At 69.7% G+C, this 23,239-nt stretch carries 21 protein-coding genes; 11 read left to right on the forward strand and 10 right to left on the reverse strand.

What is annotated here, in order from left to right; genetic code table 11:
- Nucleotides 1-10 precede the first annotated feature (10 nt).
- The 4 genes from QWY80_RS16750 to QWY80_RS16765 form a co-directional block, all read right to left on the reverse strand.
- Nucleotides 11-871 (reverse strand): PPC domain-containing DNA-binding protein, encoded by an 861-nt coding sequence (locus tag QWY80_RS16750; RefSeq protein WP_290233979.1) that lies wholly within the window; start codon nucleotides 869-871, stop codon nucleotides 11-13.
- Nucleotides 868-2,469, reverse strand: coding sequence for an acyl-CoA synthetase (locus QWY80_RS16755; RefSeq protein ID WP_290233982.1), 1,602 nt, complete (start codon nucleotides 2,467-2,469; stop codon nucleotides 868-870). Before QWY80_RS16755 ends, QWY80_RS16750 begins: the two co-directional genes overlap by 4 nt.
- A complete protein-coding gene (locus QWY80_RS16760) occupies nucleotides 2,466-3,635 on the reverse strand; it encodes an acetyl-CoA acetyltransferase (protein WP_290233985.1) in 1,170 nt (389 codons plus the stop codon). The genes QWY80_RS16755 and QWY80_RS16760 overlap by 4 nt, the downstream gene beginning before the upstream one ends.
- A 94-nt stretch (nucleotides 3,636-3,729) precedes the next feature.
- A complete protein-coding gene (locus QWY80_RS16765) occupies nucleotides 3,730-4,566 on the reverse strand; it encodes an IclR family transcriptional regulator (RefSeq protein WP_290233987.1) in 837 nt (278 codons plus the stop codon).
- A gap of 168 nt (nucleotides 4,567-4,734) precedes the next feature.
- Between QWY80_RS16765 and QWY80_RS16770 the strand changes: the two genes are divergently transcribed.
- From QWY80_RS16770 to QWY80_RS16790, 5 genes are all read left to right on the forward strand, one after another.
- Nucleotides 4,735-5,733, forward strand: coding sequence for a DctP family TRAP transporter solute-binding subunit (locus QWY80_RS16770; RefSeq protein ID WP_290233991.1), 999 nt, complete (start codon nucleotides 4,735-4,737; stop codon nucleotides 5,731-5,733).
- Between the two features lie 84 nt (nucleotides 5,734-5,817).
- The gene (locus tag QWY80_RS16775; RefSeq protein WP_290233993.1) at nucleotides 5,818-6,309 is read left to right on the forward strand and encodes a TRAP transporter small permease; all 492 of its coding nucleotides are present in this window, start codon (nucleotides 5,818-5,820) and stop codon (nucleotides 6,307-6,309) included.
- Nucleotides 6,302-7,654, forward strand: a complete 1,353-nt coding sequence (locus QWY80_RS16780; protein WP_290233997.1) for a TRAP transporter large permease — start codon at nucleotides 6,302-6,304, stop codon at nucleotides 7,652-7,654. The genes QWY80_RS16775 and QWY80_RS16780 overlap by 8 nt, the downstream gene beginning before the upstream one ends.
- A gap of 22 nt (nucleotides 7,655-7,676) precedes the next feature.
- Nucleotides 7,677-8,438, forward strand: a complete 762-nt coding sequence (locus tag QWY80_RS16785; RefSeq protein WP_290234000.1) for an SDR family NAD(P)-dependent oxidoreductase — start codon at nucleotides 7,677-7,679, stop codon at nucleotides 8,436-8,438.
- On the forward strand, nucleotides 8,435-9,376 hold the full coding sequence (locus tag QWY80_RS16790; RefSeq protein ID WP_290234003.1) for a DMT family transporter: 942 nt from the start codon (nucleotides 8,435-8,437) through the stop codon (nucleotides 9,374-9,376). Before QWY80_RS16785 ends, QWY80_RS16790 begins: the two co-directional genes overlap by 4 nt.
- Before the next feature lie 13 nt (nucleotides 9,377-9,389).
- On the opposite strand, the gene QWY80_RS16795 is transcribed toward QWY80_RS16790, so the two are convergent.
- The 6 genes from QWY80_RS16795 to QWY80_RS16820 all read right to left on the reverse strand — a co-directional run bounded on the left by QWY80_RS16795 (nucleotide 9,390) and on the right by QWY80_RS16820 (nucleotide 16,597).
- Nucleotides 9,390-10,673, reverse strand: coding sequence for a TRAP transporter large permease (locus QWY80_RS16795; RefSeq protein WP_290234007.1), 1,284 nt, complete (start codon nucleotides 10,671-10,673; stop codon nucleotides 9,390-9,392).
- A 3-nt stretch (nucleotides 10,674-10,676) separates the two neighbouring features.
- The gene (locus QWY80_RS16800; RefSeq protein ID WP_290234009.1) at nucleotides 10,677-11,264 is read right to left on the reverse strand and encodes a TRAP transporter small permease; all 588 of its coding nucleotides are present in this window, start codon (nucleotides 11,262-11,264) and stop codon (nucleotides 10,677-10,679) included.
- Between the two features lie 70 nt (nucleotides 11,265-11,334).
- The gene (locus QWY80_RS16805) at nucleotides 11,335-12,414 is read right to left on the reverse strand and encodes a TRAP transporter substrate-binding protein (RefSeq protein WP_290234011.1); all 1,080 of its coding nucleotides are present in this window, start codon (nucleotides 12,412-12,414) and stop codon (nucleotides 11,335-11,337) included.
- A gap of 255 nt (nucleotides 12,415-12,669) precedes the next feature.
- Complete coding sequence (locus tag QWY80_RS16810) at nucleotides 12,670-14,100, reverse strand: FAD-binding oxidoreductase (RefSeq protein WP_290234013.1); 1,431 nt, start codon at nucleotides 14,098-14,100, stop codon at nucleotides 12,670-12,672.
- Between the two features lies 1 nt (nucleotide 14,101).
- Entirely contained in the window at nucleotides 14,102-15,403 is a 1,302-nt protein-coding gene (locus QWY80_RS16815; RefSeq protein ID WP_290234016.1) for an L-fuconate dehydratase, read from the reverse strand.
- Nucleotides 15,404-15,433: 30 nt separating this feature from the next.
- The gene (locus tag QWY80_RS16820) at nucleotides 15,434-16,597 is read right to left on the reverse strand and encodes a fumarylacetoacetate hydrolase family protein (protein ID WP_290234019.1); all 1,164 of its coding nucleotides are present in this window, start codon (nucleotides 16,595-16,597) and stop codon (nucleotides 15,434-15,436) included.
- Nucleotides 16,598-16,778: 181 nt separating this feature from the next.
- Between QWY80_RS16820 and pdxA the strand changes: the two genes are divergently transcribed.
- The 6 genes from pdxA (at nucleotide 16,779) to QWY80_RS16850 (ending at nucleotide 23,191) form a co-directional block, all read left to right on the forward strand.
- Nucleotides 16,779-17,777, forward strand: a complete 999-nt coding sequence (gene pdxA, locus QWY80_RS16825) for a 4-hydroxythreonine-4-phosphate dehydrogenase PdxA (RefSeq protein WP_290234022.1) — start codon at nucleotides 16,779-16,781, stop codon at nucleotides 17,775-17,777.
- Entirely contained in the window at nucleotides 17,774-18,934 is a 1,161-nt protein-coding gene (locus QWY80_RS16830) for a four-carbon acid sugar kinase family protein (protein ID WP_290234025.1), read from the forward strand. The genes pdxA and QWY80_RS16830 overlap by 4 nt, the downstream gene beginning before the upstream one ends.
- Before the next feature lie 163 nt (nucleotides 18,935-19,097).
- Entirely contained in the window at nucleotides 19,098-20,096 is a 999-nt protein-coding gene (locus QWY80_RS16835) for a sialic acid TRAP transporter substrate-binding protein SiaP (RefSeq protein ID WP_290234027.1), read from the forward strand.
- 63 nt (nucleotides 20,097-20,159) lie between these two features.
- Nucleotides 20,160-20,693 carry a TRAP transporter small permease gene (locus tag QWY80_RS16840; RefSeq protein WP_290234029.1) on the forward strand — a complete coding sequence of 178 codons (534 nt, stop codon included), beginning with the start codon at nucleotides 20,160-20,162 and terminating at the stop codon, nucleotides 20,691-20,693.
- A 22-nt stretch (nucleotides 20,694-20,715) separates the two neighbouring features.
- Complete coding sequence (locus tag QWY80_RS16845; RefSeq protein ID WP_290234032.1) at nucleotides 20,716-22,095, forward strand: TRAP transporter large permease; 1,380 nt, start codon at nucleotides 20,716-20,718, stop codon at nucleotides 22,093-22,095.
- Between the two features lie 19 nt (nucleotides 22,096-22,114).
- A complete protein-coding gene (locus tag QWY80_RS16850) occupies nucleotides 22,115-23,191 on the forward strand; it encodes an Ldh family oxidoreductase (RefSeq protein WP_290234035.1) in 1,077 nt (358 codons plus the stop codon).
- Nucleotides 23,192-23,239 lie beyond the last annotated feature (48 nt).

A 23,239-nucleotide genomic window follows, 5' to 3' on the forward strand; every position in this document is an offset into this window, starting at 1 on the left:
GGTGGCCGGCTCAGGGGTGCAGCAGCAGCTCGGCGGTGACGCAGACGGCGTTGCGGCCGGGGGCCAGGCGCCCCCGGCGATGCGTGCCGTCGATGCCCACCGCGGCCAGTTCGATGTCGGCCCTGCCGCCTGCCAGCCGGCCGTCGAGGATCAGCACCTCGGTGGCGTGGCTGTCCAGGCCGCTGCCGTCGGCGAAGGCGGTGCCGACCAGGCTGCCCAGGCCCGATAGCCGCGCTTCGGTGAGCCCGTAGCGCTCGGCGAGTGCTTCCACGGCCTCGCCCAGGTCCTGGTTGGGCCGCAGGGTGGCCAGCAGGGCGTTGGACGCCGGCGCCGGTTCGCCCGTGCGGTGTGGGGCGAACAGCGAGAAGCGAGTCTCGGCGTCGGGGGTCACCTCCAGCAGGGCGTCCTCCAGCACCAGGCAGGTCGCCTCGGCGTCTTCCGCGAGCCACGACTCGGTGGGCAGCAGGTGGCCCATGGCCCGGGTGCCGTCGGCGCCCTCCCAGAGGCCGTGGCAGTGCAGGAAGGGCGCGCCGTCGCGGCGCCCGACGTGCAGACCGGCGCGGTGCAGCCGCGCCGGGGGTGCCAGCGCGTGGATGGCGCTGTACCAGGCGGCGTGCTCGCCGCTTTTGTCGTCGGCCGGGATGACGTAGCGCAGCGCCGCCAGGGTCGCGTCCGCCAGTTCGAGCCAGGCGGCGCGCGCGCCGCTCTCCTCCAGGGCCGCGACCACGGCGTCGTGCAGCGTCTGGCCGCCGCGCAGCACGAGGCGGCGCGGCGTCACCCGGCAGGGCACCGCTCGGTGACGCTGACGCGCCGGTGGCCCCGGATGCTCGATGCGGCGCATCGCCCCGGTGTGGTGGGCATCGCGGCTCATGTCGCCTCCTCGAGCTCCCCGCGTTCGACGAGCGTCTCGCGGATCAGCTTCTTGGTGATCTTGCCGTAGGCGGACTTGGGCATCGCCTCCCAGAACACATAGTGGCGCGGCAGCTTGTAGCGGGCCAGCTTGCCGTCGAGCCAGGCGGCCAGGGCCTCGGCATCGGGCGTCTCCCCGGGGTAGGGCACGCAGACGGCCAGCCCGACCTCGCCCCACACCGGGTCGGGCACGCCGAGCACCGCCACCTCGGAGATCGCCGGATGGGTGAGCAGCCTCTCCTCGATCTCGCGGGGGTAGATGTTGGAGCCGCCGGAGATGTACATGTCCGAGACCCGGCCGGTGAGGTAGACGAAGCCCTGGTCGTCCATGTGGCCCAGGTCGCCGGTGAGGAACCAGCCGTCGCGGAAGCTCTTGCGGTTGGCCTCGGGGTTGTCGTGGTAGCCGGCGAACACTGCCGGCCCGATCACCGCGATCTCACCGGTCTCGCCCGGGGCGACCTCGCGGCCCTCGGCATCCTGGATCTGCACCTGCATGCCGGTTCGCGCGAAGCCGCAGCTGCCGATCTTCATGCGCGCGTCGTCGACATGGTGGAAGGCCGGCGGCAGCACCGTGATGTTGCCGGTGACCTCGCCGAGGCCGAAGTACTGCACCAGCACCGGGCCGAGCTTCTCCAGCGCCTTCACCTGGTCGGCCCGGTACATGGGGGCGCCGGCATAGATGACGTAGCGCAGCGAGGAATGGTCGTGGGCGTCGACGCTCTCGTGTTCGACGAGCAGCTTGACGATCGTCGGCACGGTGAAGGCGTTGGTGACCCGCCACTTTTCGACCAGCGCCCAGACCTCGTCGGGGTCGAACCGCTCGCCGGCCGGCAGGATCGTCTTGACGCCGTGGGCCACCTGGGCGAGCTGGTGGATGCCGGCGCCGTGGGAGAGTGGCGCGACGACGAGGGAGGCGTCCTCGGGGCCGGTGCCGGGCATCAGGTCGCAGAGGTGGTTGGTGACCACGAAGGCCATCTGGCCGTGGGTCAGCACCGCGGCCTTGGGCCGCCCGGTGGTGCCGGAGGTGAAGAAGAACCAGGCCGGATCGTCGCGCTGCACCGCCACCGCCGGCTGGCGCTGGCCGGCATGGCGGGCCACCAGGGCATCAAAGTCGGGGGCGAAGTCGCACTCGCCGATGGCCACGCAGAAGTCCATCCGGGCCCGGCAGGCCGCGGCATGCTCGGCGAAGGCGGCGCCGCACAGCAGGCCCCGGGCCCCGGAGGACTCCGCCAGCCAGGCGATGTCCTCCGGGGACTGGCGGTAGTTGGCCGGCACCCAGACGGCGCCGGCCCGCCAGCAGGCGAACATCGCCTCGAACATCTGGTGGCAGTTGGCCGACTGCACCAGCAGGCGGTCGCCCTTGCGCACGCCGAACTCCTCCACCAGGGCGTGGGCGAAGGCCTCGGCGCGGGCCTCCATCTCGGCCCAGCGCCAGCGGCGCTCGCCCCACACGAAGCCGATGTCGTCGGGATGGCGCCGGGCGCTCTCGGTGAGCAGGTGGGAGAGGTTCATCACCCGGGTGGAGACCGGCGTGACACCGTTGCTCAGGTCCAGGCTCATGTCACGCGCTCCAGGATCGACACATAGTTGGTCACGGCGGCGCCGCCCATGTTGAAGACGCCGGCGAGGCGCGCCTCGGGGATCTGCATGTCGCCGGCCTCGCCCATCAGCTGCATGGCGGCCATGACGTGCATGGAGACCCCGGTGGCGCCGATGGGGTGGCCCTTGGACTTGAGCCCGCCCGAGGGGTTGACCGGCAGCCTGCCGTCCTTGTGGGTGACGCCCTCGCGGATCACCCGGTGACCCTCGCCGGGGGCGGCGAGCCCCATGGCCTCGTACTCGAGCATCTCGGCGATGGTGAAGCAGTCGTGGGTCTCCACCAGGGAGAGGTCGTCCAGGCCGAGGCCGGCGGCCTCGAGCGCCTGGCGCCAGGCGAGGGCGGCGCCGCGGAACTCCAGCACGTTGCGGCGCGACAGTGCCATGAGGTCGTTGGCCTGGGTGCGGGCGCGGAAGCCGATGGCGCGTTGCAGCTGCGCCGCCGTCTCGGCGTCGGCGACCACCAGGGCGGCGGCGCCGTCGGAGATCAGCGAGCAGTCGGTGCGGCGCAGCGGGCCGGCGACGAGGGGGTTGCGCTCGGAGACGCTGGCACAGAAGTCGACGCCCATGTCCTTGCGCATCTGCGCCCAGGGGTTGGCGACGCCGTTGGCGTGGTTCTTGGCGGCGATCATGGCCAGTTCCCGGGAGCGGTCGCCGTAGCGCTGGAAGTAGCCCTCGGCGATGCGGCCGAACAGGCCGGCGAAGCCGCCCTGGATGTCGGCCTCCTCGCGGTGGTAGCTGGCGCTGAGCAGGATGTCGCCCACCTCGGCGGTGGGGGTGGCGCTCATCTTCTCGGCGCCGACCACCAGGGCGAGGCGGCCGCGGCCCGACTCGATGAAATCCAGCGCCCCGTGCAGCGCGGCGCTGCCCGTGGCACAGGCGTTCTCGTAGCGGGTGGCGGGGGTGTGGGCGAAGCGCTCGTCGCCCATGGCCACCAGGGCGGCCTGGAAGTCCTGGCGCGAGAAGCCGTTGTTGTAGACGCCCACGAAGAGGCCGTCGATGTCCTCGGGGGCCAGCCCGGCGTGGATCAGGGCATCGCCCACCACGCCCTGCATCAGGGTCTGGGTGTCGGGTTCGGGGCGCTTGCCGAAGGGGCCGTGCGCCCAGCCGACGATCTGTGCCTGTGTCACGCGTCACTCCTTCTCTTGTTGGTATGGCGTTGTGCCCTGTGGTGTACAGCGCTTGTCGCCCTCCTACCCTTCCTCGCCCAGCGGCCTTGGCCTCCTAGCCGGGATGGTGCGCCGCATAGTCGCGGGCGAGCTGGGCCTCGATCTCCCGGGCCTCCCGCTCGAGCAGGGGCAGCAGCTCCTGGCTGCGTCGCGGTTCCTGCATGCGGCTCTCGATGGCCGCCAGCGACAGCGCCCCGGCGAGGCTGCCGTCGGGCCAGCGCAGGGCGACGCCGAGCCCCCAGGAGTCGCGGAACACCAGTCCCGGGTTCAGGGCATGGCCCTGGCGGCGGGTCTCGGCGACCAGCTCGCGGAGCCGCTTGGGTGGTAGCAAGGGGTACTCCGCCTCCAGCGTCTCGCGATTCGCCGCCAGGGTCGCCTCGACCTCGGCATCGGAGAGTGCCGCCAGCATGGCCAGCGAGCCGGCGCCCACGCCCAGCGGGTGGTAGGCGCCCGGCATCAGGGCATGGGTGCGGATCGGGTAGGGGCCGTCCTCGCGGTGCAGGCAGAGCGAATGGAGCCCGCGTCGCACGGAGAGGCAGGCGGCGTCCTCGGTGGCCGTGGCCAGGCGTGCCACGTGACGGGTGGCGGTCCTGACCAAGCCATGGCGTTCCGCGGCCCGCAGGCCGAGCAGGTAGGCCTCGGGCCCCAGCCGGTAGCGATGGGTATGGCTACACTGATCGACCATGCCGCCGTTGATCAGGGCCAGCATCAGGCGTCGTACCGTCGGCTTGTTGAGTCCGCTCGCCGTCGTCAGCTCGGCGAGCGACAACCCCTCGCCGGCGTGGCGGCCGATGAGGCTCAGCAGGGTCAGGGCCCGGTCGACGCTCTGGGCCCCCGAGGTCCTGGCGCCGGCGGCGCTGTCGGTTTTCGTGTGTTCCGCAATATGGACCATGGGTCTCTGGCGCTTGATGCGTTGATAACGGGACTTTGCGCTTCACTTTGACTTTAACAGGGGGCTTTGGCAAGTTTCACTTGTCGCCTGAATGCATAGTGGTCCACGATGTGGATCGATAAGAAACCAGGCTCGACCCAACGAGCGCGCCACCAGGAGTACAACACAATGAAATGCCTCGATGTTCGCAAGCTGGCCCTGACCGCCGCCGTGGCCGCGGCGATGGCGGCCGGCACCGCCTCCGCCGAACAACTGCGCCTGTCCCACAACACCGGCGATTCCACCACCTGGCACCAGGGGGCGGAGCGCTTCGCCGAGCTGCTGGCGGAGGCCACCGGCGACGAGTTGAACGTGCGTGTCTTCCCCAACGCCCAGCTCTCCGGCGGCGACCAGATGCGCCAGGCCGAGATGGTGGGCCGTGGCGCCCTGGACCTGCTGGTCACCTCGGCGATCAACGTGACGCCGCTGGTACCGGAGATGGCGGTCTTCTCGCTGCCCTACCTCTATTCCGGTTACGAGCAGGTCGACGCCACCACCCAGGGCGAGCCGGTCGAGCTGCTGGAGGATATCCTCGAGGAGAAGGGCATCGTGGTGCTGGCCTGGGGCGAGAACGGCTTCCGCGAGCTGACCAACAGCGTGGGGCCGATCCGCACCCCCGAGGACATGCAGGGCCTCAACGTGCGGGTGGCTGGCCCCATGTACGTCGACGTAATGAACGCCCTGGGCGCCAACCCGCAGCAGATGCAGTGGACCGAGACCATGACCGCCCTGCAGCAGGGCGTGGTGGACGCCCAGGAGAACCCCATCGGCGCGGTGATCATCCCCCAGCAGGTCTACGAGGTGCAGGACTACCTGACGGCCTGGCACTACTCCTACGATCCCATCTTCCTGGGCATCTCCGAGGAGAAGTGGAACGACTACGACGCCGACACCCAGGCGGCGATCCGCCAGGCGGCGGAGGAGGCCATGGCCTACCAGGTGGAGATTACCCGCGAGAGCACCGCGGAGGGCCTCGACTTCCTGCGCGAGCAGGGCATGGAGATCACCGAGCTCTCCGAGGAGGAGATCGCCGCCTTCCGTGAGGCGACCCGTCCGGCCTTCGACGAGTGGGCCGATAAGGTCGGTCCCGAGATCGTCGCGGCCTTCCAGGAGGCGATCGAGGATTGATCGCCCGATCCCGCGTGCCGGGCCCTGGCCGCTTTCGGGGCCAGGGCCCTCGCCCCACCGGTTCCTCCCAAGGCTGGACCTGACATGAAATTCCTGCTGCGAGAAGCCGAGAAGATCGTCTGTGCGGTGCTCTTCCTGGGCATGACCCTGCTGGGCTTCGCCAATGTGGTGGTGCGCTACGGCACCAACTACTCCCTGGCGGCCACCGAGGAACTGCTGACCAACGGCTTCCTGGTCCTGACCATCTTCGGCGCCGCCATCGCCGCCCGCCGGGGCGAGCACCTGGCGGTCACCCTCGTCTACGATGCGCTGCCCGGCGTCCTGCGCAAGCTGGTGTTCGTGGTCTCCGGGGCGCTGTCCATCGCGCTGCTGGCCCTGTCCGCCTACTTCTCCTGGGAGGTGCTGATGAACCAGTTGGACTCCGGCATGCGCTCCTACGGGCTGGGCCTGCCGGCCTGGTACTACCACGTGGCGGTGCCGTTCGGCTTCGCGCTGATCATCGTCCGCTACCTGCAGCGCCTGGTGGAGGAGGCCAGGAAGGGACCGGCCGCGGACCGGGGGATTCCCGATGTTTGATGCCCTCACCCAGCTCACCGCCGGCACCCAGATGATACTGGTGTTCTTCCTGTTGATGCTGCTGCGCGTGCCGGTGGCCTTCTCGCTGGGGCTCTCCGCCGTCTATGCCATGTGGCACATGGGCTTCGGCCTGGACATGGCCGGCGACCTGATCGCCACCGGCATCACCAAGTTCTCGCTGCTGGCGATCCCCTTCTTCATCCTGGCGGGCACCCTGATGGGCTCGCTGGGCATCGCCGAGCGCATGATCCGCTTCTTTCGCGTGCTGGTCGGCGGACTGCCGGGCGGCATGGGGGTGGTGGGTACCGTGGTCTGCCTGTTCTGGGGGGCGGTCAGCGGCTCGGGGCCCGCCTCGGTGGCGGCGATCGGCCCGATGATCATCAAGGGCATGGAGGAGGACGGCTATCGCCGCACCTACGCGGCGGGCCTGGTGTGTACCGGGGCGGCGCTGTCCATCGTGATTCCACCCTCCATCGGCCTGGTGATCTACGGGGTCATCGCCGAGACCTCCATCTCCAAGCTGTTCCTCGCCGCCATCCTGCCCGGCATCCTGATGGGCCTGATCATGGTGGTGACCCTGCCGCTGGGGCGGATCCCCCGCCACTCGGTGGGGGCGGCGAGCCTGGAGGATTCCCCCAGCCTGAGGGCCATGGGCCTGACGCCCTACCGGGAGCTTCCCTACCGCCGGCGGCTGTGGCGGACCTTCCGCGAGTCCTTCTGGGGCCTGATGACCCCGGTGGTGATCCTCGGCGGCATCTACTCCGGCATCTTCACGCCCACCGAGGCGGCGCTGGTGGCCACCGTCTACGCGCTCTGCGTCGGGGCCCTGGCCTACCGCACCCTGAGCGTGCCCAAGCTCTACGAGGCGCTCGGCGATGCCGCGGCCTCCTCGGCGGTGGTGATGCTGGTGGTGGCCTACGCCAGCCTGTTCGGCTGGGTGGTCACCGTGGACGACCTGGTGGGCACCTACTCCGGCCTGCTGCTGGGGCTGAGCGACAACGAGTGGGTGATCCTGCTGGCGATCATGCTGATCCTGCTGGTGGTGGGGATGTTCATGGACGCCGTCACGGTGATGTTCATCTCGCTGCCGATCTTCCTGCCGGTGGTCCACCAGATGGGCTGGGACCCGGTGTGGTTCGGCGTGCTGATCATGGTGAACCTCTCCATCGGGCTGATCACCCCGCCGGTGGGTATCAACCTCTACGTGGCGGCCAACGTGACTCGGCTGTCCATCGAGCAGGTGGCCAGAGGGGCCCTGCCGTTCATGCTGGTCTGCCTGGTGGGCCTGGCCATCATCGCGGCCTTCCCCGCGCTGTCGCTGATGCTGGTGGACGCGCTGAACTGATTCGACCGACGAGGACCCGGCAATGACGACTTCGACCCCTATCGCCGTGGTGACCGGCGCCGCCCGCGGCATCGGCCTGGCGACGACTCACCTCTTCCTCGAACAGGGCTTCCGGGTGGTGATGGTCGACCGCGATGCTCCCGAGCTGGAGAAGGCGGCGGCCGCGCTGGCCGGCGCCGAACCGTTGGTGTGCGACGTCTCCGAGCCCGATCAGGTGGCGAGCATGGCCGAGGTGCTGACGCGACGCCACGGCCGGGTCGACGCCCTGGTCAACAACGCCGGGGTGGCCGATTTCCGTCCCCTGGCGGGTACCGACTTCGCCATCTGGCGGCGGGTCATGGCGACCAATCTCGACGGCGTCTTCCTCACCTCCCAGGCGCTGCTGCCGTTGCTCGAGGCGGCCCGCGGGGCGATTGTCAACATCGCCTCCATCTCCGGGCTGCGGGCCAGCACGCTGCGGGTCGCCTACGGTACCTCCAAGGCGGCGGTGATCCACCTGACCCAGCAGCAGGCCGCCGAGCTCGGCGAGTACGGCATCCGTGCCAACTGCGTGGCGCCGGGTCCGGTGGATACCAAGCTGGCGCTGGCCGTGCACACCGCCGAGATCCGTGCCGCCTACCACGACGCCATCCCGCTGAACCGCTACGGCTCCGAGCGCGAGATCGCCGAGGTGATCGTCTTCCTGTGTTCCGACAAGGCCTCTTATGTGACCGGGCAGGTGATCGCCGCGGACGGCGGCTTCCAGTCGACCGGGGTCGGCCTGCCGGCCCTGCGGGCGCGATGATCGGCGTGCCTGCGGCTCGGGTGAACCCCTTGCGTACGCTCTCCCGGCGGCAGCAGGGGCTGCTGTTCACCGGTGGCGGGGCGTTGATCATGTCCCCGGATGCCCTGCTCATCAAGCTCGCCGCCCTGCCCGACGCCGAGATCCTGATGTGGCGGGGCTTCCTCTCGGCGCTGGGGTTCCTGCTGATCGCCGTGGTGCGTCACGGCCGCGGGACCCTGGGCGTCTACCGTCGCTGCGGCGGCACGGGCATCGCCGTGGCGCTGCTGTTCAGCCTGACCACCTGCGGCTTCGTGCTGGGCAACCAGTACACCAAGGCCGGCAACGTGCTGATGATCCTGGCCGCCTCGCCGCTGATCGCCGCGCTGCTCTCCCGGCTGATCCTGGGCGAGCGGTTGCCGCGGCGCACCTGGCTGGCCATCGGCGCCTGCATGCTCGGCATCGGCATGATCGTGATCGACGATGCCGGCGTCGGTTCCTGGGTGGGCAACGGCTTCGCGCTGATGGCGGCCACTACCCTCGCCCTCAACTTCACCCTCTGCCGGCGGCGTCCCGGCGTGGACATGAGCCCGATGCTGGTGTTCAACGGCCTGATCGTGGGCAGTGGCGGGGCGCTGGTCCTGCTGCTCGGGGGCGGCGTGCCGTTCCCCGAGCTGGAGCGCTGGCTGCTGGTGGTGCTGCTCTGCCTGGTCATCGTGCCGGCGGGCGTGACCCTGCTGCAGCGTGGCCCCCTCTACCTGCCCGCCGCCGAGGTCGGCCTGCTGCTGCTCCTGGAGGTGGTGGTCGGCACCCTCTGGGCCTGGTGGATCCTCCACGAACAACCCTCGCCGCTGGCCTTCGTGGGGGGTGGCCTGGTGCTGGGCACCCTGGTGGCGAAGGGCCTCTACGACCGGCGGCTGGAGCTGAGGCAGCGCCGCCTCGGTGCCGGGCTCGATCCCTGAAAGGCGCCGCGCCTCAGTTGCCCTGCACCCTGGTGAGGTCGGGCAGCCAGGTGACGATGCCCGGGAAGGCGACCAGGATCACCAGGACCACCAGCAGGGCGCCGTAGTAGGGCAGCATGGCGCGGACCAGCTGCTGCATGGAGACCTTGCCCACGCCGCAGCCGACGTAGAGGCAGGTGCCCACCGGCGGCGTCAGCAGGCCGATGCCCAGCACGAAGGCCATCAGCACCCCGAAGTAGACCGGGTCGATGCCCACCGAGGTGACGATCGGCATGAGCATCGGCGCCATGATCACCATGGCCGGGGTGAGGTCCATCACGAAGCCCACCAGCAGCAGCAGTCCGGCGACGATCAGCAGCAGCAGGAAGGGATCCTGGGTGATCGCCTGCACCTGGGAGACCAGCGTCTGGGGCACCATGTTGATGGTCAGGAACCAGGCGATCACCGTGGCGAACGCCAGCAGCAGCAGCACCATGCCGGTCAGCCGCGCGGTGCGGATCAACATGCCCCACAGCTCGCGGACGTGGAACTCGCGATAGACCACCAGCGAGATGAACAGCGAATAGAGCAGCGCCGCCACGGCCGCCTCGGTGGCGGTGAAGACCCCGGCGATGATCCCGCCGACCACGATCACCGGCAGCACCAGCGCCAACCAGGCGGCCTTGAAGGCCTGCCACAGCACGTCGAGGCGAAACTTGCGGGTCTGCCCGGAGTGCTCGAGGCTGGCCATGATGAAGGTGGTGACCATCAGCGCGAAACCGATCAGGATGCCCGGCACGATGCCGGCGATGAACAGGCGACTGATCGAGGTCTCGGTGACGATCCCGTAGAGGATCAACGGGATCGATGGCGGAATGATGATCCCGATCACCGACGAGACGGTATTGATGGCGGTGGCATGAGGCGCGGTATAGCCCTGCTGCTTCATGGAGGGAATCATCATGGCGCCGGTGGCGGCGGTGTCCGCCACGGCGGAGCCGCTGATGCCGCCGAAGAACATCGAACCGGTGATCGCCACCTGGCCGAGGCCGCCGCGGATGAAGCCCACCAGCGCCCCGGCGAGGTCCATCAGGCGCCGGGCGATGCCGCCGGTACTCATCACCTCGCCGACCAGGATGAAGAAGGGGATGGCGAGCAGCGGGAAGCTGTTGACGCCGCGCACCGACTGCTCGACCAGGATCGACAGCGGCACGCCGGATAGCAGCGCCATGACCAGGGCGGCGATGCCCAGGCCGAAGGCGATCGGCAGGCCGATGATGATGGAGGCGAAGAGGATGCCCAGGAAGATCCACAGCATGGCTTAGTCTCCGCGGTCGGATGAAGAAGGGTCGGGGGAGCGGATCAGGCGCAGGCTCTGCGCGGCCCGCCACAGGGCCACGGCACCGATGACGAGCGCACAGATCACCACCGAGGCGTTGATCAGGTTCCAGGGGACGTCGAGGATGGCGGTGCGCCCGGAGGCCTTGACCATGACGTTGCCGCCGCCCCAGATCATCACCGCCATCAGGCCGGCAATGATTAGATGTTGCAGCATGTAGAGCACATGGGCGCCGCGTGGGGGAAGCTTGCGCACCAGGATATCCACCGCGATGTGTTCGTAGCGCAGGAAGGCCGCCGCGGCGCCGATGAAGATCATCCAGATGAACAGCATGCGGGCCAGTTCGTCGGCCCAGGGCAGCGAGTGATTGAGCAGCGAGCGGCCCACCACGTTGGCCGAGACCGAGACGATCAGGGCCAGCAGGATCACGCCGATCAGGCGCTCCATCCACAGGGTCAGGACGCGGAACAGTGCGGGGCCCCGCCGCGCCTCGGGGTCGATCTCCAGCGGCCGCTGGTTGGGGTCGACCCGATACTCGGCGGGATCGGGCAGGGGGGATGATTCGGTCATCGTACACTCCAGGGCAATGACAGGGGGCCCTGCTGGCCCCCTGTCTCATGCCGGTGGTGGCGGGCGTGGATCAGTCGCTGGTGGTCTCTTCGACGATGGCCTGGATCTCCTCGATCAGGTCCTCGCCGATCTCGGGGGCCCACTCCTCGTAGACCGGCTGCACGGCCTCCTGGAAGGCGGCGATCTGGTCGTCATCGAGGCGGGTGATCTCCATGCCGCGCTCCTCGAGCTGCTTGCGCGACCAGTCGTCGTACTCGGTGGCGAGCTGGATCTCGTACTCGGCGGACTGACGGGCGGCCTCCTGGACCAGCGCCTGGTACTCCTCGTGCAGGCCGTCCCAGGTGCTCTCGGACATCATCAGGATGAACGGCGTGTAGACGTGGCGCGTCTCGGTGCCGTAGTCCTGCACCTCATAGAAGTTGGAAGTCAGGATGGTACTCCAGGGGTTCTCCTGCCCGTCGACCACGCCCTGCTCCATGGCCGAGAACAACTCACCGAAGGCCATGGGGGTGGGGTTGGCGCCAAGCGTCTCCCAGATCGACAGGTGGACGGGGTTCTCCATGGTACGGATCGTCAGCCCGCCGACGTCCATGCCGGCCACGTCCTCCGGGGACTCCACCGGGCGCGCGCTGTTGGAGAGCTGCCGGTAGCCGTTCTCGGAGAAGGCCAGCGCCTTGATGCCGCTGCCGTCGAAGGCGTCGAGCATTTCCTGAGCCACGTCGCTCTGCATCACCTCCACCGCGGCCTCGCGGGTGGGGAACAGGAACGGCAGGTCGAAGACCGCCAGTTCCTCGACATAGCTGGTGGCCGGCGAGGTGGACGGATAGGTCATGTCCAGGGTGCCGGTCTGCAGCATCTCCATCATCTGGACGTCGTCGCCGATCTGGCTGTTGGGGAAGATGTCCACGGTCAGGCGACCGTCGCTGCGCTCCTCGAGGATCTCGGCGAAGTATTCGCTGGAGAGGTACTGCGGCGAGCTTTCCGCCAGGCCGATGCCCAGGCGGAAGTTATGGCTGCCGTGGTCGCCGACCTTGTCACCCTCGATGGCGGGCGGCTCGGAGAGGTCCGGGGTTTCCTGGGCCTGAACGAGGCCGGCGCCCAGGGTGGCGGCCCCGGCGAAGATAAGGGTGTTGCGCAAGAGTGTGCTCATGGAGTTCTCCTTTCCGGTTCCCGGCGATGTCGCGGGGAGGCGTGTTGGCGTTGTTGTGCAGGAATCACTATGGCGGAGTGTATGCTTGTATGACAAGTTTGCGAGGATGAAAAAACATCAACGCTCCCAGGCTTTTTCATGACTCACTTGAGAAGAGGAGCCTCATGGAGGCGCACGCCCACCAGCGACTTCAAGCGCCGCCTGCTGGCCGAGGCGCTGCGCGGTCTGGCCGGGCGCTTCCGGCCGGCCCGAGCCTCAGCGGGGCGGCAGGATCCGCCCCGGGTTCATCAGCCCGTCGGGGTCGAACAGCGCCTTGATGCCCTCCACCAGCTCGCGCTCCACCGGCGACAGCCGCGCCAGGTAGGCGGCCCGCTTGGTGCGGCCGATGCCGTGCTCGGCGCTGAGGCTGCCGCCGAACTCGTCGAGCACCGCGAAGAGCCGCTCCTCCAGCTCGTGCAGGTGATCGCGCTTGTCGGCCTCGGCCATGTCCGGCGGCGGCAGGATATTGAAGTGCAGGTTGCCGTCGCCCACATGGCCGTAGGCGATGATCTCGCAGTTGGGCGACTCGGCCATCACCGCCTCGCCGGCGCGTTCGACGAAGGCGGGGATCGCCGAGATGGGCACCGAGATATCGGTACGCAGGTGCTCGCCGCGCCGCCGCTGGCCCTCCAGCATGCTCTCGCGGAACTGCCAGAGCCGCTGGGCCTGGGTGTCGCTGGACGCCAGCGCGCCGTCCAGCACCAGCCCGCGCTCCATGCCCCGCTCCAGCAGCTGTTCGAGCATGGCGTCCAGGTCCAGGGGGCCGCTGGCGGCCACCTCCATCAGCACATACCAAGGGTAGGCGGTGTCCAGCGGGTCGGCCAGCTCGGGCGTGGCCTCCATGGCCAGCTCCAGGCAGCGCCGCGGAATCAGCTCGAAGGCGGAGAGCAGGTCGCTGCAGTCGCGTCGCGCATGACCGTAGAGGTCGATCACCGCCGCCACCGAGGGCAGGCCGAGCAGCGCCGTGCGGCTCTGGATGTGGCGCGGCGAGAGCCTGAGCACGGCGCCGGTGACGATGCCCAGGGTGCCCTCGCTGCCCAGGAACAGCTGCTTGAGGTCGAGGCCGCGGTTGTCCTTGTGCAGGGCGGTGAGGCCGTTCCAGACGCGGCCGTCGGGCAGCACCACCTCCAGGCCCAGCACCAGTTGGCGCATCATGCCGTGGCGCAGCACGTTGAGGCCGCCGGCGTTGGTGGCGATGTTGCCGCCGATCTGGCAGCTGCCCTGGGCGCCCAGCGACAGCGGGAAGTCACAGTCGTGCTCCAGGGCGGCCTGCTTGACGCTCTCGAGGATGCAGCCGGCGTCCACGGTCATGGTGAAGTTGACCGGGTCGAGGTCGCGCACCCGGTCCAGGCGCTCCAGGCTGATCACCAGCTCGCCGCCGTCGGCGGCGGGCAGGGCGCCGGCCACCAGGCCGCTGTGGCCGCCCTGGGGGGTCATGGCCACGCCGTGCTCGCGACACAGGCGCACCGTCTCGGCCACCTCGGCGGTGGAGGCGGGGCGGGCCACGGCCAGCGGTTCGCCAAGCCGGTCGTCAGCCCAGTCGGCCGTGTAGCGGGCCATGGCCGCGGGATCGCGGAGCAGGCCGCGCTCGCCCAGGCGTTCGCCCAGGGCCTCGAGCAGGGCGTGTCGGTGGGACGGGGTGTTCATCTCAGGCCTCCTCCTGCCAGGCGGCACCCTCAGGATAGCGGTGCCGGGTCAGGGACTCGGGGTGCATGGTGATACTGTAGCCCGGCGCCTCGGGCACCCGGTAGCGGCCGCGCTCGATCACCACCGGGTCGACGAAGTGCTCGTGCAGGTGGTCGACGTACTCCAGCACCCGCCCCTCGAGGCTGCCGGAGACGGCGATGTAGTCGAACAGCGAGATATGCTGGGTGTACTCGCACAGCCCCACGCCGCCGCCGTGGGGGCAGATCGGCACGCCGAACTTGGCGGCCATCAGCGTCACCAGGATCACCTCGTTGAGCCCGCCCAGGCGGGCGGCGTCGAGCTGGCAGTAGTCGATGGCGTCGGCCTGGAGGAACTGCTTGAACATCACCTTGTTGTGGCAGTGCTCGCCGGTCGCCACGCCGATCGGCGCGACGCGGTGGCGGATCTCGGCATGGCCGAGGATGTCGTCGGGGCTGGTGGGCTCCTCGATCCACAACGGGTCGAACTCGGCCAGCCGGCGCATCTTGCTTACCGTCTCGTCCACCTCCCAGACCTGGTTGGCGTCCATCATCAGCACGTTTTCCCGGCCGATCTCCTCGCGCAGCAGGGCGGCGCGGCGGGCGTCCTCGTCGAGGTTGCCGCCGATCTTCTGCTTGAAGTGGGTCCAGCCCTCGGCCAGGGCCTCCCGGGCCAGGCGGCGCACCTTGTCGTCACTGTAGCCGAGCCAGCCCGCCGAGGTGGTGTAGCCAGGATAGCCGTCGCGCTTCATCTCCGCCTCCCGGGCGGCCTTGCCCGCCTCCTGCCGGCGCAGCAGCGCGATGGCCTCCTCCGGGGTCAGGGCGTCGGTGACGAAGCGGAAGTCGAGGCAGCGCACCAGCTGCTCGGGGCTCATGTCCGCCAGCAGCTTCCACACCGGCTTGCCCTCGCGCTTGGCCCACAGGTCCCAGACGGCATTGACGATGGCCGCGGTGGCCAGGTGGATGGCGCCCTTGTCGGGGCCGATCCAGCGCAGCTGGCTGTCGCCGGTGATCTCGCGCCAGAAGGCGCCCATGTTCTCGGTGATGGAGGCCAGGGTGCGCCCCTCGATCAAGGGGGCCAGCGAGCGCACCGCGGTGACCACGATCTCGTTGCCGCGGCCGATGGTGAAGGTGAGGCCATGGCCCTCGGCCCCGCCGTCGTCGACGTGCAGGATCACGTAGCTGGCGGAGTAGTCCGGGGCGGCGTTCATGGCGTCCGAGCCGTCCAGGGAGCGGGAGGTGGGGAAGCGGATATCCTGCACTTCGATATGGGTGATGGTAGTCATCGGTGGCTCCGAAGTGGGGAAGGGGGTGGTTCAACGAGCCGCCAGGTCGCGCATCAGCGCACGGATGCCGTAGGTCCAGGGCGGCAGGGCGTCGCTGCGTCCGACGCGGTTGACCAGGGCGCCCAGCGCCGGGGTAGCGATGGTCACCCGGTCACCGGGGTGGTGGGTGAAGCCCTGGCCCTCGCCGTCGCGGTCCTGGATCGGCGAGAACATGGTGCCCAGGTAGAGCATGACGCCGTCGGGGTATTGGTGGTGGCTGCCGAGGGTCTGGCGCACCAGCTCCAGGGGGTCGCGGCTGATCTCGGCCATGTCGCTCTCGCCCTGCAGCAGGAAGTCGTCGTCCTCGCCCTCGATGCGCAGCGTCACCTGGGCACGGCGCACATCGTCGATGCCGAAGGTCTCGTCGAACAGCCGGATGAAGGGGCCGATGGCGCTGGAGGCGTTGTTGTCCTTGGCCTTGCCCAGCAGCAGGGCGCTGCGCCCCTCGATATCGCGGAGGTTGACGTCGTTGCCGAGCGTCGCCCCCTTGACGCTGCCGCGGCCGTCCACCGCCAGCACGATCTCCGGCTCCGGGTTGTTCCACTGCGATGCCGGGTGCAGGCCCACGCCGGCCCCCAGGCCCACCGAGGAGAGCGGCTGGGCCTTGGTGAAGACCTCGGCGTCGGGGCCGATGCCCACCTCCATGTACTGCGACCAGCCGCCGCGGGCCTGGAGCTCGCGCTTGAGCGCCATGGCCTCCTCGGAGCCCGGCACGATGCGCGACAGGTCGCCGCCGATCAGTGCCTGGAGCTCCTCGCGCAGCCGTGCGGCGCGGCCCGGGTCGCCGCCGGCCTGCTCCTCGATTACCCGCTCCAGCAGGCTCACCGCGAAGGTCACCCCGCAGGCCTTCACCGCCTGGACGTCGCAGGGGGCCAGCAGGTGGGGGGCGCGCTGGGGCTCGGTCAGGGAATTCTCCAGCAGGGTCTCGACGGGACCCAGCGACGGGCCCTCGGCGCCGCGCAGGGCCTCGATCGGGTCGTCGCGCTCCAGCAGGTCGGCCATGGTGGGGCCCAGGTGGGTGATGTCGAGGGCCTGGTCGTCGCGGACCATGAACAGCACCGGGCCGGGGCGGGGCGACTCGCACCAGGCGCGGCCGACCAGCAGGGCGCGGTCGAGGTCCCGGGGCAGGCAGTCGCGGGCGGAAAGGGGTTGCATGATGCCTCCTGGATGGGGCGAGCTGGCGTCTGGCCAGCGTTCGCCTATCATGTTATTGATGTAGTGTTGTATGACAGGTATGCCAATGGCTTCACTCTAGCGCAAGGTACGGCACCGGGTCGATAGTCCGATACCGACGCCGGGGAGCCGGCCATCAGCCCTCAATCAGTGGGAGAGCGCGATGTTCGACGAAGGAAAGGGCCGATACGAGATCGCCATCACCATGGGCGACCCGGCGGGGATCGGCCCGGAGATCATCTGCCGTGCCCTGGCCGCCATGTCGCCAGCCGAGCGCGGGCGCAGCCTGGTGGTGGGGGACCCCGCCATCTATCGCCGCGCCGCGGCACAGATCGATGCCGCGCTGGAGTTCGTGTCCCTGGAGTCGGCCAGGCCCGGCGACGGTGGCGTGGCGGTGGCCGAGGTGGCGGCCGAGAGCGAGATTCCCGACGGCCGTATCAGTGCTGCCGCGGGCGATCTGGCGTTTCGCTGCGTGAAGCGGGCGGTGGAGCTGGTCCAGGCGGGCCGTGCCCGGGTGATCGTCACCGCGCCGCTCAACAAGGCGGCGCTGCACGCCGCCGGCCACTACTACGATGGCCATACCGGCATGCTGGCGGCCCTCACCGGGGCGCCGTCCTCCTTCATGCTGCTGGCCTCGGAGCGCCTCTCCACCCTGCACGTCTCCACCCATGTGTCGCTGCGCGGGGCCATCGAGCGGGTCACCGAGGCGCGCATCGCGGAGACCGTGGCGGTGGGGCACGACCACCTGGTGGCCATGGGCCTCGCCAAGCCGCGCATCGCCGTGGCCGGGCTCAACCCCCACTGCGGCGAGGGCGGCATCTTCGGCGACGAGGACGAGCGCATCATCGCCCCGGCGGTCAGGGCGCTGTGCAGCCGCGGCTATGACGTCCAGGGGCCGATATCCGCCGATACCGTCTTCTATCGCGCCAGCCGCGGCGAGTTCGACCTGGTGGTGGCCCAGTACCACGACCAGGGGCACATCCCGGTCAAGCTGATCGCCTTCGACACCACGGTCAACGTCAGCCTGGGCCTGCCGATCCAGCGCACCTCGGTGGACCACGGCACCGCCTTCGACATCGCCTGGCAGGGTAGGGCGGATGCCACCAACCTGGGGGCGGCCATCGCCTACGCCCGTCGCCTGGCGGAGGGTGCCGGGCCATGAGCCGCTGCCGGGTGGCCATCGTCGCCGACGACCTGACCGGGGCCCTGGACGCCGCCGCCCCCTTCGCCGCCCGGGGCGCCGATACCCGGGTGGTGGTCGCCCTGGAGCGGCTGGAGGCCTGCCTGGCGACCTGGGAGGGCGAGTGGCCGGAGGTGCTCGCCGTGAATACCGAGACGCGCCACCTGGCGGCCGATGCGGCCGCCGCGCGGGTCGCCGAGGCGTCGCGGCGGCTGGCCCGGGTGGCGCCCCGGGTATGGTTCAAGAAGGTCGACTCCACCCTGCGTGGTCGGGTGGTGGCCGAGAGCCTGGCCATGCGCGAGGCCACCGGGCGCCGCCTGCTGGTGGCACCGGCAGTGCCGGCCCAGGGGCGGGTGGTGCGTGACGCCGCGGTGTGGGTGGAGGGCGTGCCGCTGGCCGCGAGCGCCTATGCCGACGATGCCCGCTCGGCGCCGTTGACCGGTCCGCTGGATCGCGCCTTCGCCGCCGCGGGGGTCGTGCTGGGGCGCCACCGCCCCGGGGACGACGCCCTGCCCGATCACGACTGCGTGGCCGATGCCGAAAGTGCCCAGGACCTGGCCCGCCTCTACGATGCCGCCCTGGTCCAGCGCGATGCCTGGTTGATGGTGGGCGCCGCGGGACTGGCCACCGCCATCGCCCAGCGCTGCTTCGGCCGGCTCGGCGCCGCCTCGCTGCCGCTGCAGCGGGTGACCCACCGCCTCTATGCGCTGGGCTCGCGCAGCCCCCGGGCGCTGGAGCAACGCGACCGGCTGCAGGCGGAGGCGCCGTCGCTGCCGGTATGCCATGCCCTGGCCGCTCACCCGCCGGATAGCGTGACGCCGGCTCGATTGCTGGTGCCCGGCGGCGAGGGAGAGGCGCACGATCCGGCGGCGGTGGCCCTGGCCATGGGGCAGCGGGTGGCCGAGGTGCTGGCGACCTGGTCGCCGGAGGCTCGGGGGCTGCTGTTCCTCACCGGAGGCGATACCGCCATGGCGGCCCTGACCCGCCTGGGGGTCGGCTTCATCCGGGTCGAGGCCGAGTGGGCGCCGGGCGTGGCCCTGGGTCGCCTGGATGGCGATCCGCGTCGCCTGGTGATGACCAAGGCCGGCGGCTTCGGGGCGCCGGACCTGTTACAGCGCCTGCACCGCGGCTGCTACTAAAGGCGAATGCCGAAAGCCGGGCCATTGGTTGCGTGGGGCGGCGGGAAGGGCTAGCTTGAAGTTGGTGGTATGATACGTATACAGCCAGACGCTCAGGTAAGCACGCGAGCGCCACCGTTCCCACCACAAGCACAACAAACCCAAGGGTTGTGAGGAGTACAAGATGAGCGACAAGCCTCAACGCCAGTTCACGCTATCCCGGGTGATGACCGCCATGCTGATCGCCGGTGGCGTCAGCCTGGCCGGTGCCGTTCAGGCCGAGGAGCTGAACTTCGCCCACGTCTACGAGACCTCGGAGCCCTACCACGAGTGGGCCCTGTGGGCGGCGGAGCAGATCGAGGAGCGCACCGACGGCCGCTACTCCATCACCGTGCACCCGGCCTCTTCGCTGGGCAAGGAGGCGGACATCAACGAGGGCCTGCAACTGGGCACCGTCGACCTGATCTACACCGGCAACCAGTTCGCCGGGCGCTTCTACGGGCCCATCGGCATCGCCGGCGCGCCCTACATGTTCCGCGACTTCGACCACTGGCAGGCCTACGCCGACAGCGACCTCTTCGACGAGATTTCCCAGGGCTATCAGGACGAGACGGGCAATGTGCCGCTGGCCATGAACTACTATGGGCGCCGCCACGTCACCTCCAACGAGCCGATCGACACCCCCGAGGACATGGAAGACCTGAAGATCCGCACGCCCAACGCGCCCATGTACATGATGTTCCCCGAGGCGGTCGGCGCCAATCCCACCCCCATCGCCTTCGCCGAGGTCTATCTGGCGCTGCAGCAGGGCGTGGTCGACGCCCAGGAGAACCCGCTACCCACCATCAAGGCCAAGGCCTTCCACGAGGTGCAGGACTACATCAACCTGACCGGCCACATCACCGACTCGCTGATCACCATCGCCGGCGGGCCGCTGTGGAACCGCCTCTCCGAGGAGGACCGCGAGATCTTCCGCGAGGTCTACGCCGAGGCCGGCGAGCGCATCACCCAGGACATCCTGCAGGCCGAGGAGGAACTGGTGAGCTGGTTCGAGGAGCAGGGCACCACGGTCAACGAGGTGGACACCGAACCCTTCCGCGAGGCCACGCTGCCCGCCCACAACAGCGACGCCGCCACCTGGGACCAGGAGACCTACGACCGCCTCCAGGCCATCGGCCAGTAACCCCACCTGCCATCGCGGACGTCGCACCACCCCCGGGGCGGGGGTGGTGCGCGGGAGTCTGACATGAACCAATCGGACCGAGACGAGGCGCCCGCCTTCGACTTCCTCGAGGAGGATACCTTCGACGCGCGAGACCATGGCCTCGAGGACTACCTGACCCTGGGGATCTTCTGGCTGCTGGCGCTGGACGTCTTCCTGCAGTTCTTCACCCGCTACGTGCTGGGTAACTCCATCGCCTGGACCGAGGAGATGGCCCGCTACCTGCTGGTGATGGTGGGCTTCATGGGCGGCACCATGGCGGTGCGCAAGGGCTCGCACATCGCCGTGGAGTTCTTCTACCGCTACATGCCGTCCTGGATGGCGCGTACGGCCTCGACGCTGGTGGACCTGGTCAACATCGCCTTCTTCGCCGCCATGGCCTGGATCACCTTCAAGCTGGCCGGCCGCACCACGGCGTTGATGGCGTCCGTGGATATCCCCAAGAGCTACCTCTACTACATCGTGATGCTGGGCTTCCTGCTGATGCTGGCGCGCGCCGTCCAGGTGGCCATTCGCCACTGGCGCAGCGGCACCAGCGAGCTGCTGGGGTCACGGTGACGACGACCGGGAGAGCCTGTCCATGCCCAATACCCTGATCCTGCGGCGGCGCGGGGCCCTGTTGCCACCGATCATCGCGGCGCTCGCCATCCTCGGCTGCATCGCCCTGGCGGTCACCGAGCAGTACCTGCTGTTCCTCTTCGCCGCGCTGTTCACCATGCTGGTGCTCGGCGTGCCCATCGCCGTCAGTCTGGCGGGGTCCTGCCTGATCTATGTGCTGTTGACCGGGCGCGTGCCCGACGTGGTGGTGGTACACCGCATGATCAACGGCGTCGACAGCTTCCCGCTGCTGGCCATCCCCTTCTTCATCCTGGCCGGCAACCTGATGAACAACGGCGGCATCACCACGCGCATCTTCGACTTCGCCAAGGCCCTGATGGGCTGGATGCGCGGCGGCCTGGGCCACGTCAACGTCGGCGCCAGCATCGTCTTCTCCGGCATGTCCGGCGCCGCCGTGGCCGACGCCGGGGGCCTGGGCACCATCGAGATCAAGGCGATGCGCGATGCCGGCTACGATCAGGAGTTCGCGGTGGGCATCACCGCGGCGTCCTCCACCATCGGCCCCATCATCCCGCCCAGCCTGCCCATGGTGATCTACGGCGTGATGGCCTCGGTGTCGGTGGGCCAGCTGTTCGTGGCCGGCCTGATCCCGGGACTGCTGATGGGCGCCGTGCTGATGGTGATGATCACCCTGCTGGCGCGGCGGCGCGGCTATCCCCGCGACGCGGCCTTCGCCCTGTCGGTGCTGGGGCACACCTTCAAACGCGCCTTCCTGTCGCTGCTCACCCCGGTGATCATCGTCGGCGGCATCATGAGCGGCGCCTTCACCCCCACCGAGGCCGCCATCGCCGCCGTCGTCTATGCGCTCTTCCTCGGCGGGGTGGTCTATCGCAGCCTGACCTGGCGGCGCCTGCTCAGGGTCAGCATGGAGACCATCGAGACCACCGCGGTGATCCTGCTGATCGTCGCCGGCGCCTCGATCTTCGCCTGGATCCTGACCAGCAACCAGGTCACCCAGCATGTGGTCGAGCTGCTCGGGCCCTTCGCCGACAACCCGGTCGCCACCCTGATCATCATCAACCTCGTGCTGATCATCGTCGGCTGCTTCATGGAGACCATCGCCGCCATCACCATCCTGGTGCCGGTGCTGTTGCCGCTGGCGATGGGCGTCGGGGTCGACCCGGTGCATTTCGGGGTGATCATGGTCCTCAACCTGATGATCGGGCTGCTGACGCCGCCGGTGGGCATGGTGCTCTACGTGCTCTCGCGGGTGTCGAACATCTCCTTCGAGAAGTGCATGCGCGGGACCCTGCCGTTCCTGGTGCCGCTGGTGATCGCCCTGCTGATGGTGACCTTCATCCCGGCGATCTCCATGTGGTTGCCGACCCTGATATACCGTTGATCATGAGGAAGACCGACCGATGAGTGACGCCTGCCAGGATTTCCGCGTCGAGCGTGGCGAGCTGGAACGTTTCATGCTGGCGGCGCTGGCGCGCGCCGGCGCCGATGCCGTCTCGGCCGAGGCGGTGACCCGGGCGCTGGTGACCGCCTCGCGGATGGGCACCGACAGCCACGGCCTGCGCCTGCTGCCGCACTACATCCGCGCGTTGCAGGGCGGGCGCATCGCGGGGGCGCCCCGGATGCGCTTCCAGCGGCGCCTGCCCGCCACCGGCTACCTGGATGCCGGCGACGGCTTCGGGCACCTGGCCGGCTACACCGCCATGGAGCACGCCGCGGCCATGGCCGACGAGGTGGGCGTGGGCGCCGTGGCGGTGGGCAACTCCTCGCACTTCGGGGCGGCGGGCTGCTACGCCCTGGCCGCCGCCGAGCGTGGCCTGATCGGCCTGACGGTGTGCAACTCCGACCCCTTCGTGCTGCTGCACCAGGGCAGCCGGCCCTTCCACGGGACCAATCCCATCGCCTTCGCCGCCCCGGTGGAGGGCGAGGCGCCCTACCTGCTCGACATGGCCACCAGTTCGATCCCCTGGAACCGGGTCCAGCAGTACGGGGCCATCGGCCGCGAGCTGCCGGACCAGGTGGCCGCCGATGCGGCGGGCGAGGTGACCCGCACCCCGGCGGAGGTGGCGGCGTTGATGCCGCTGGGGGGCAGCGATTTCGGCTTCAAGGGGGCGGGGCTCGGCGGCATGGTGGAGGTGCTCAGCTCGACGCTGGCCGGCATGCTGCACGGCTTCCGCCTGTTGCCCATGGGCGGCCCCGACATGGCGACCCCGCGCGGGGTGGGGCACTTCTGCCTGGCGCTCAGGCCCGATGCCTTCGCCCCGGGCGACCCCTTCCCGGCCTGCCTGCGTGCCTATCTGGACGACCTGCGCGCCCAGCCGGGCCGCGACGGCGCCCGGGTCATGGCGCCCGGGGACCGCGAGTGGGCCTGCCGGGCGCGCCGCGACGCCGAGGGCATCCCGCTGGACAGCGCCAACCAGCGTGCCTACGCCGAACTGGCCGAGGCCCTGGAGGTGCAGGCGTTGCGGCCCCTGGCCTGAGCCGGAGGGGGCTTAAATGCAGTAACATGGCAGCCAACAGCGGGGTAA

Source organism: Halomonas ramblicola (assembly GCF_030409215.1).
In the GTDB taxonomy this organism is placed as follows: domain Bacteria; phylum Pseudomonadota; class Gammaproteobacteria; order Pseudomonadales; family Halomonadaceae; genus Halomonas; species Halomonas ramblicola.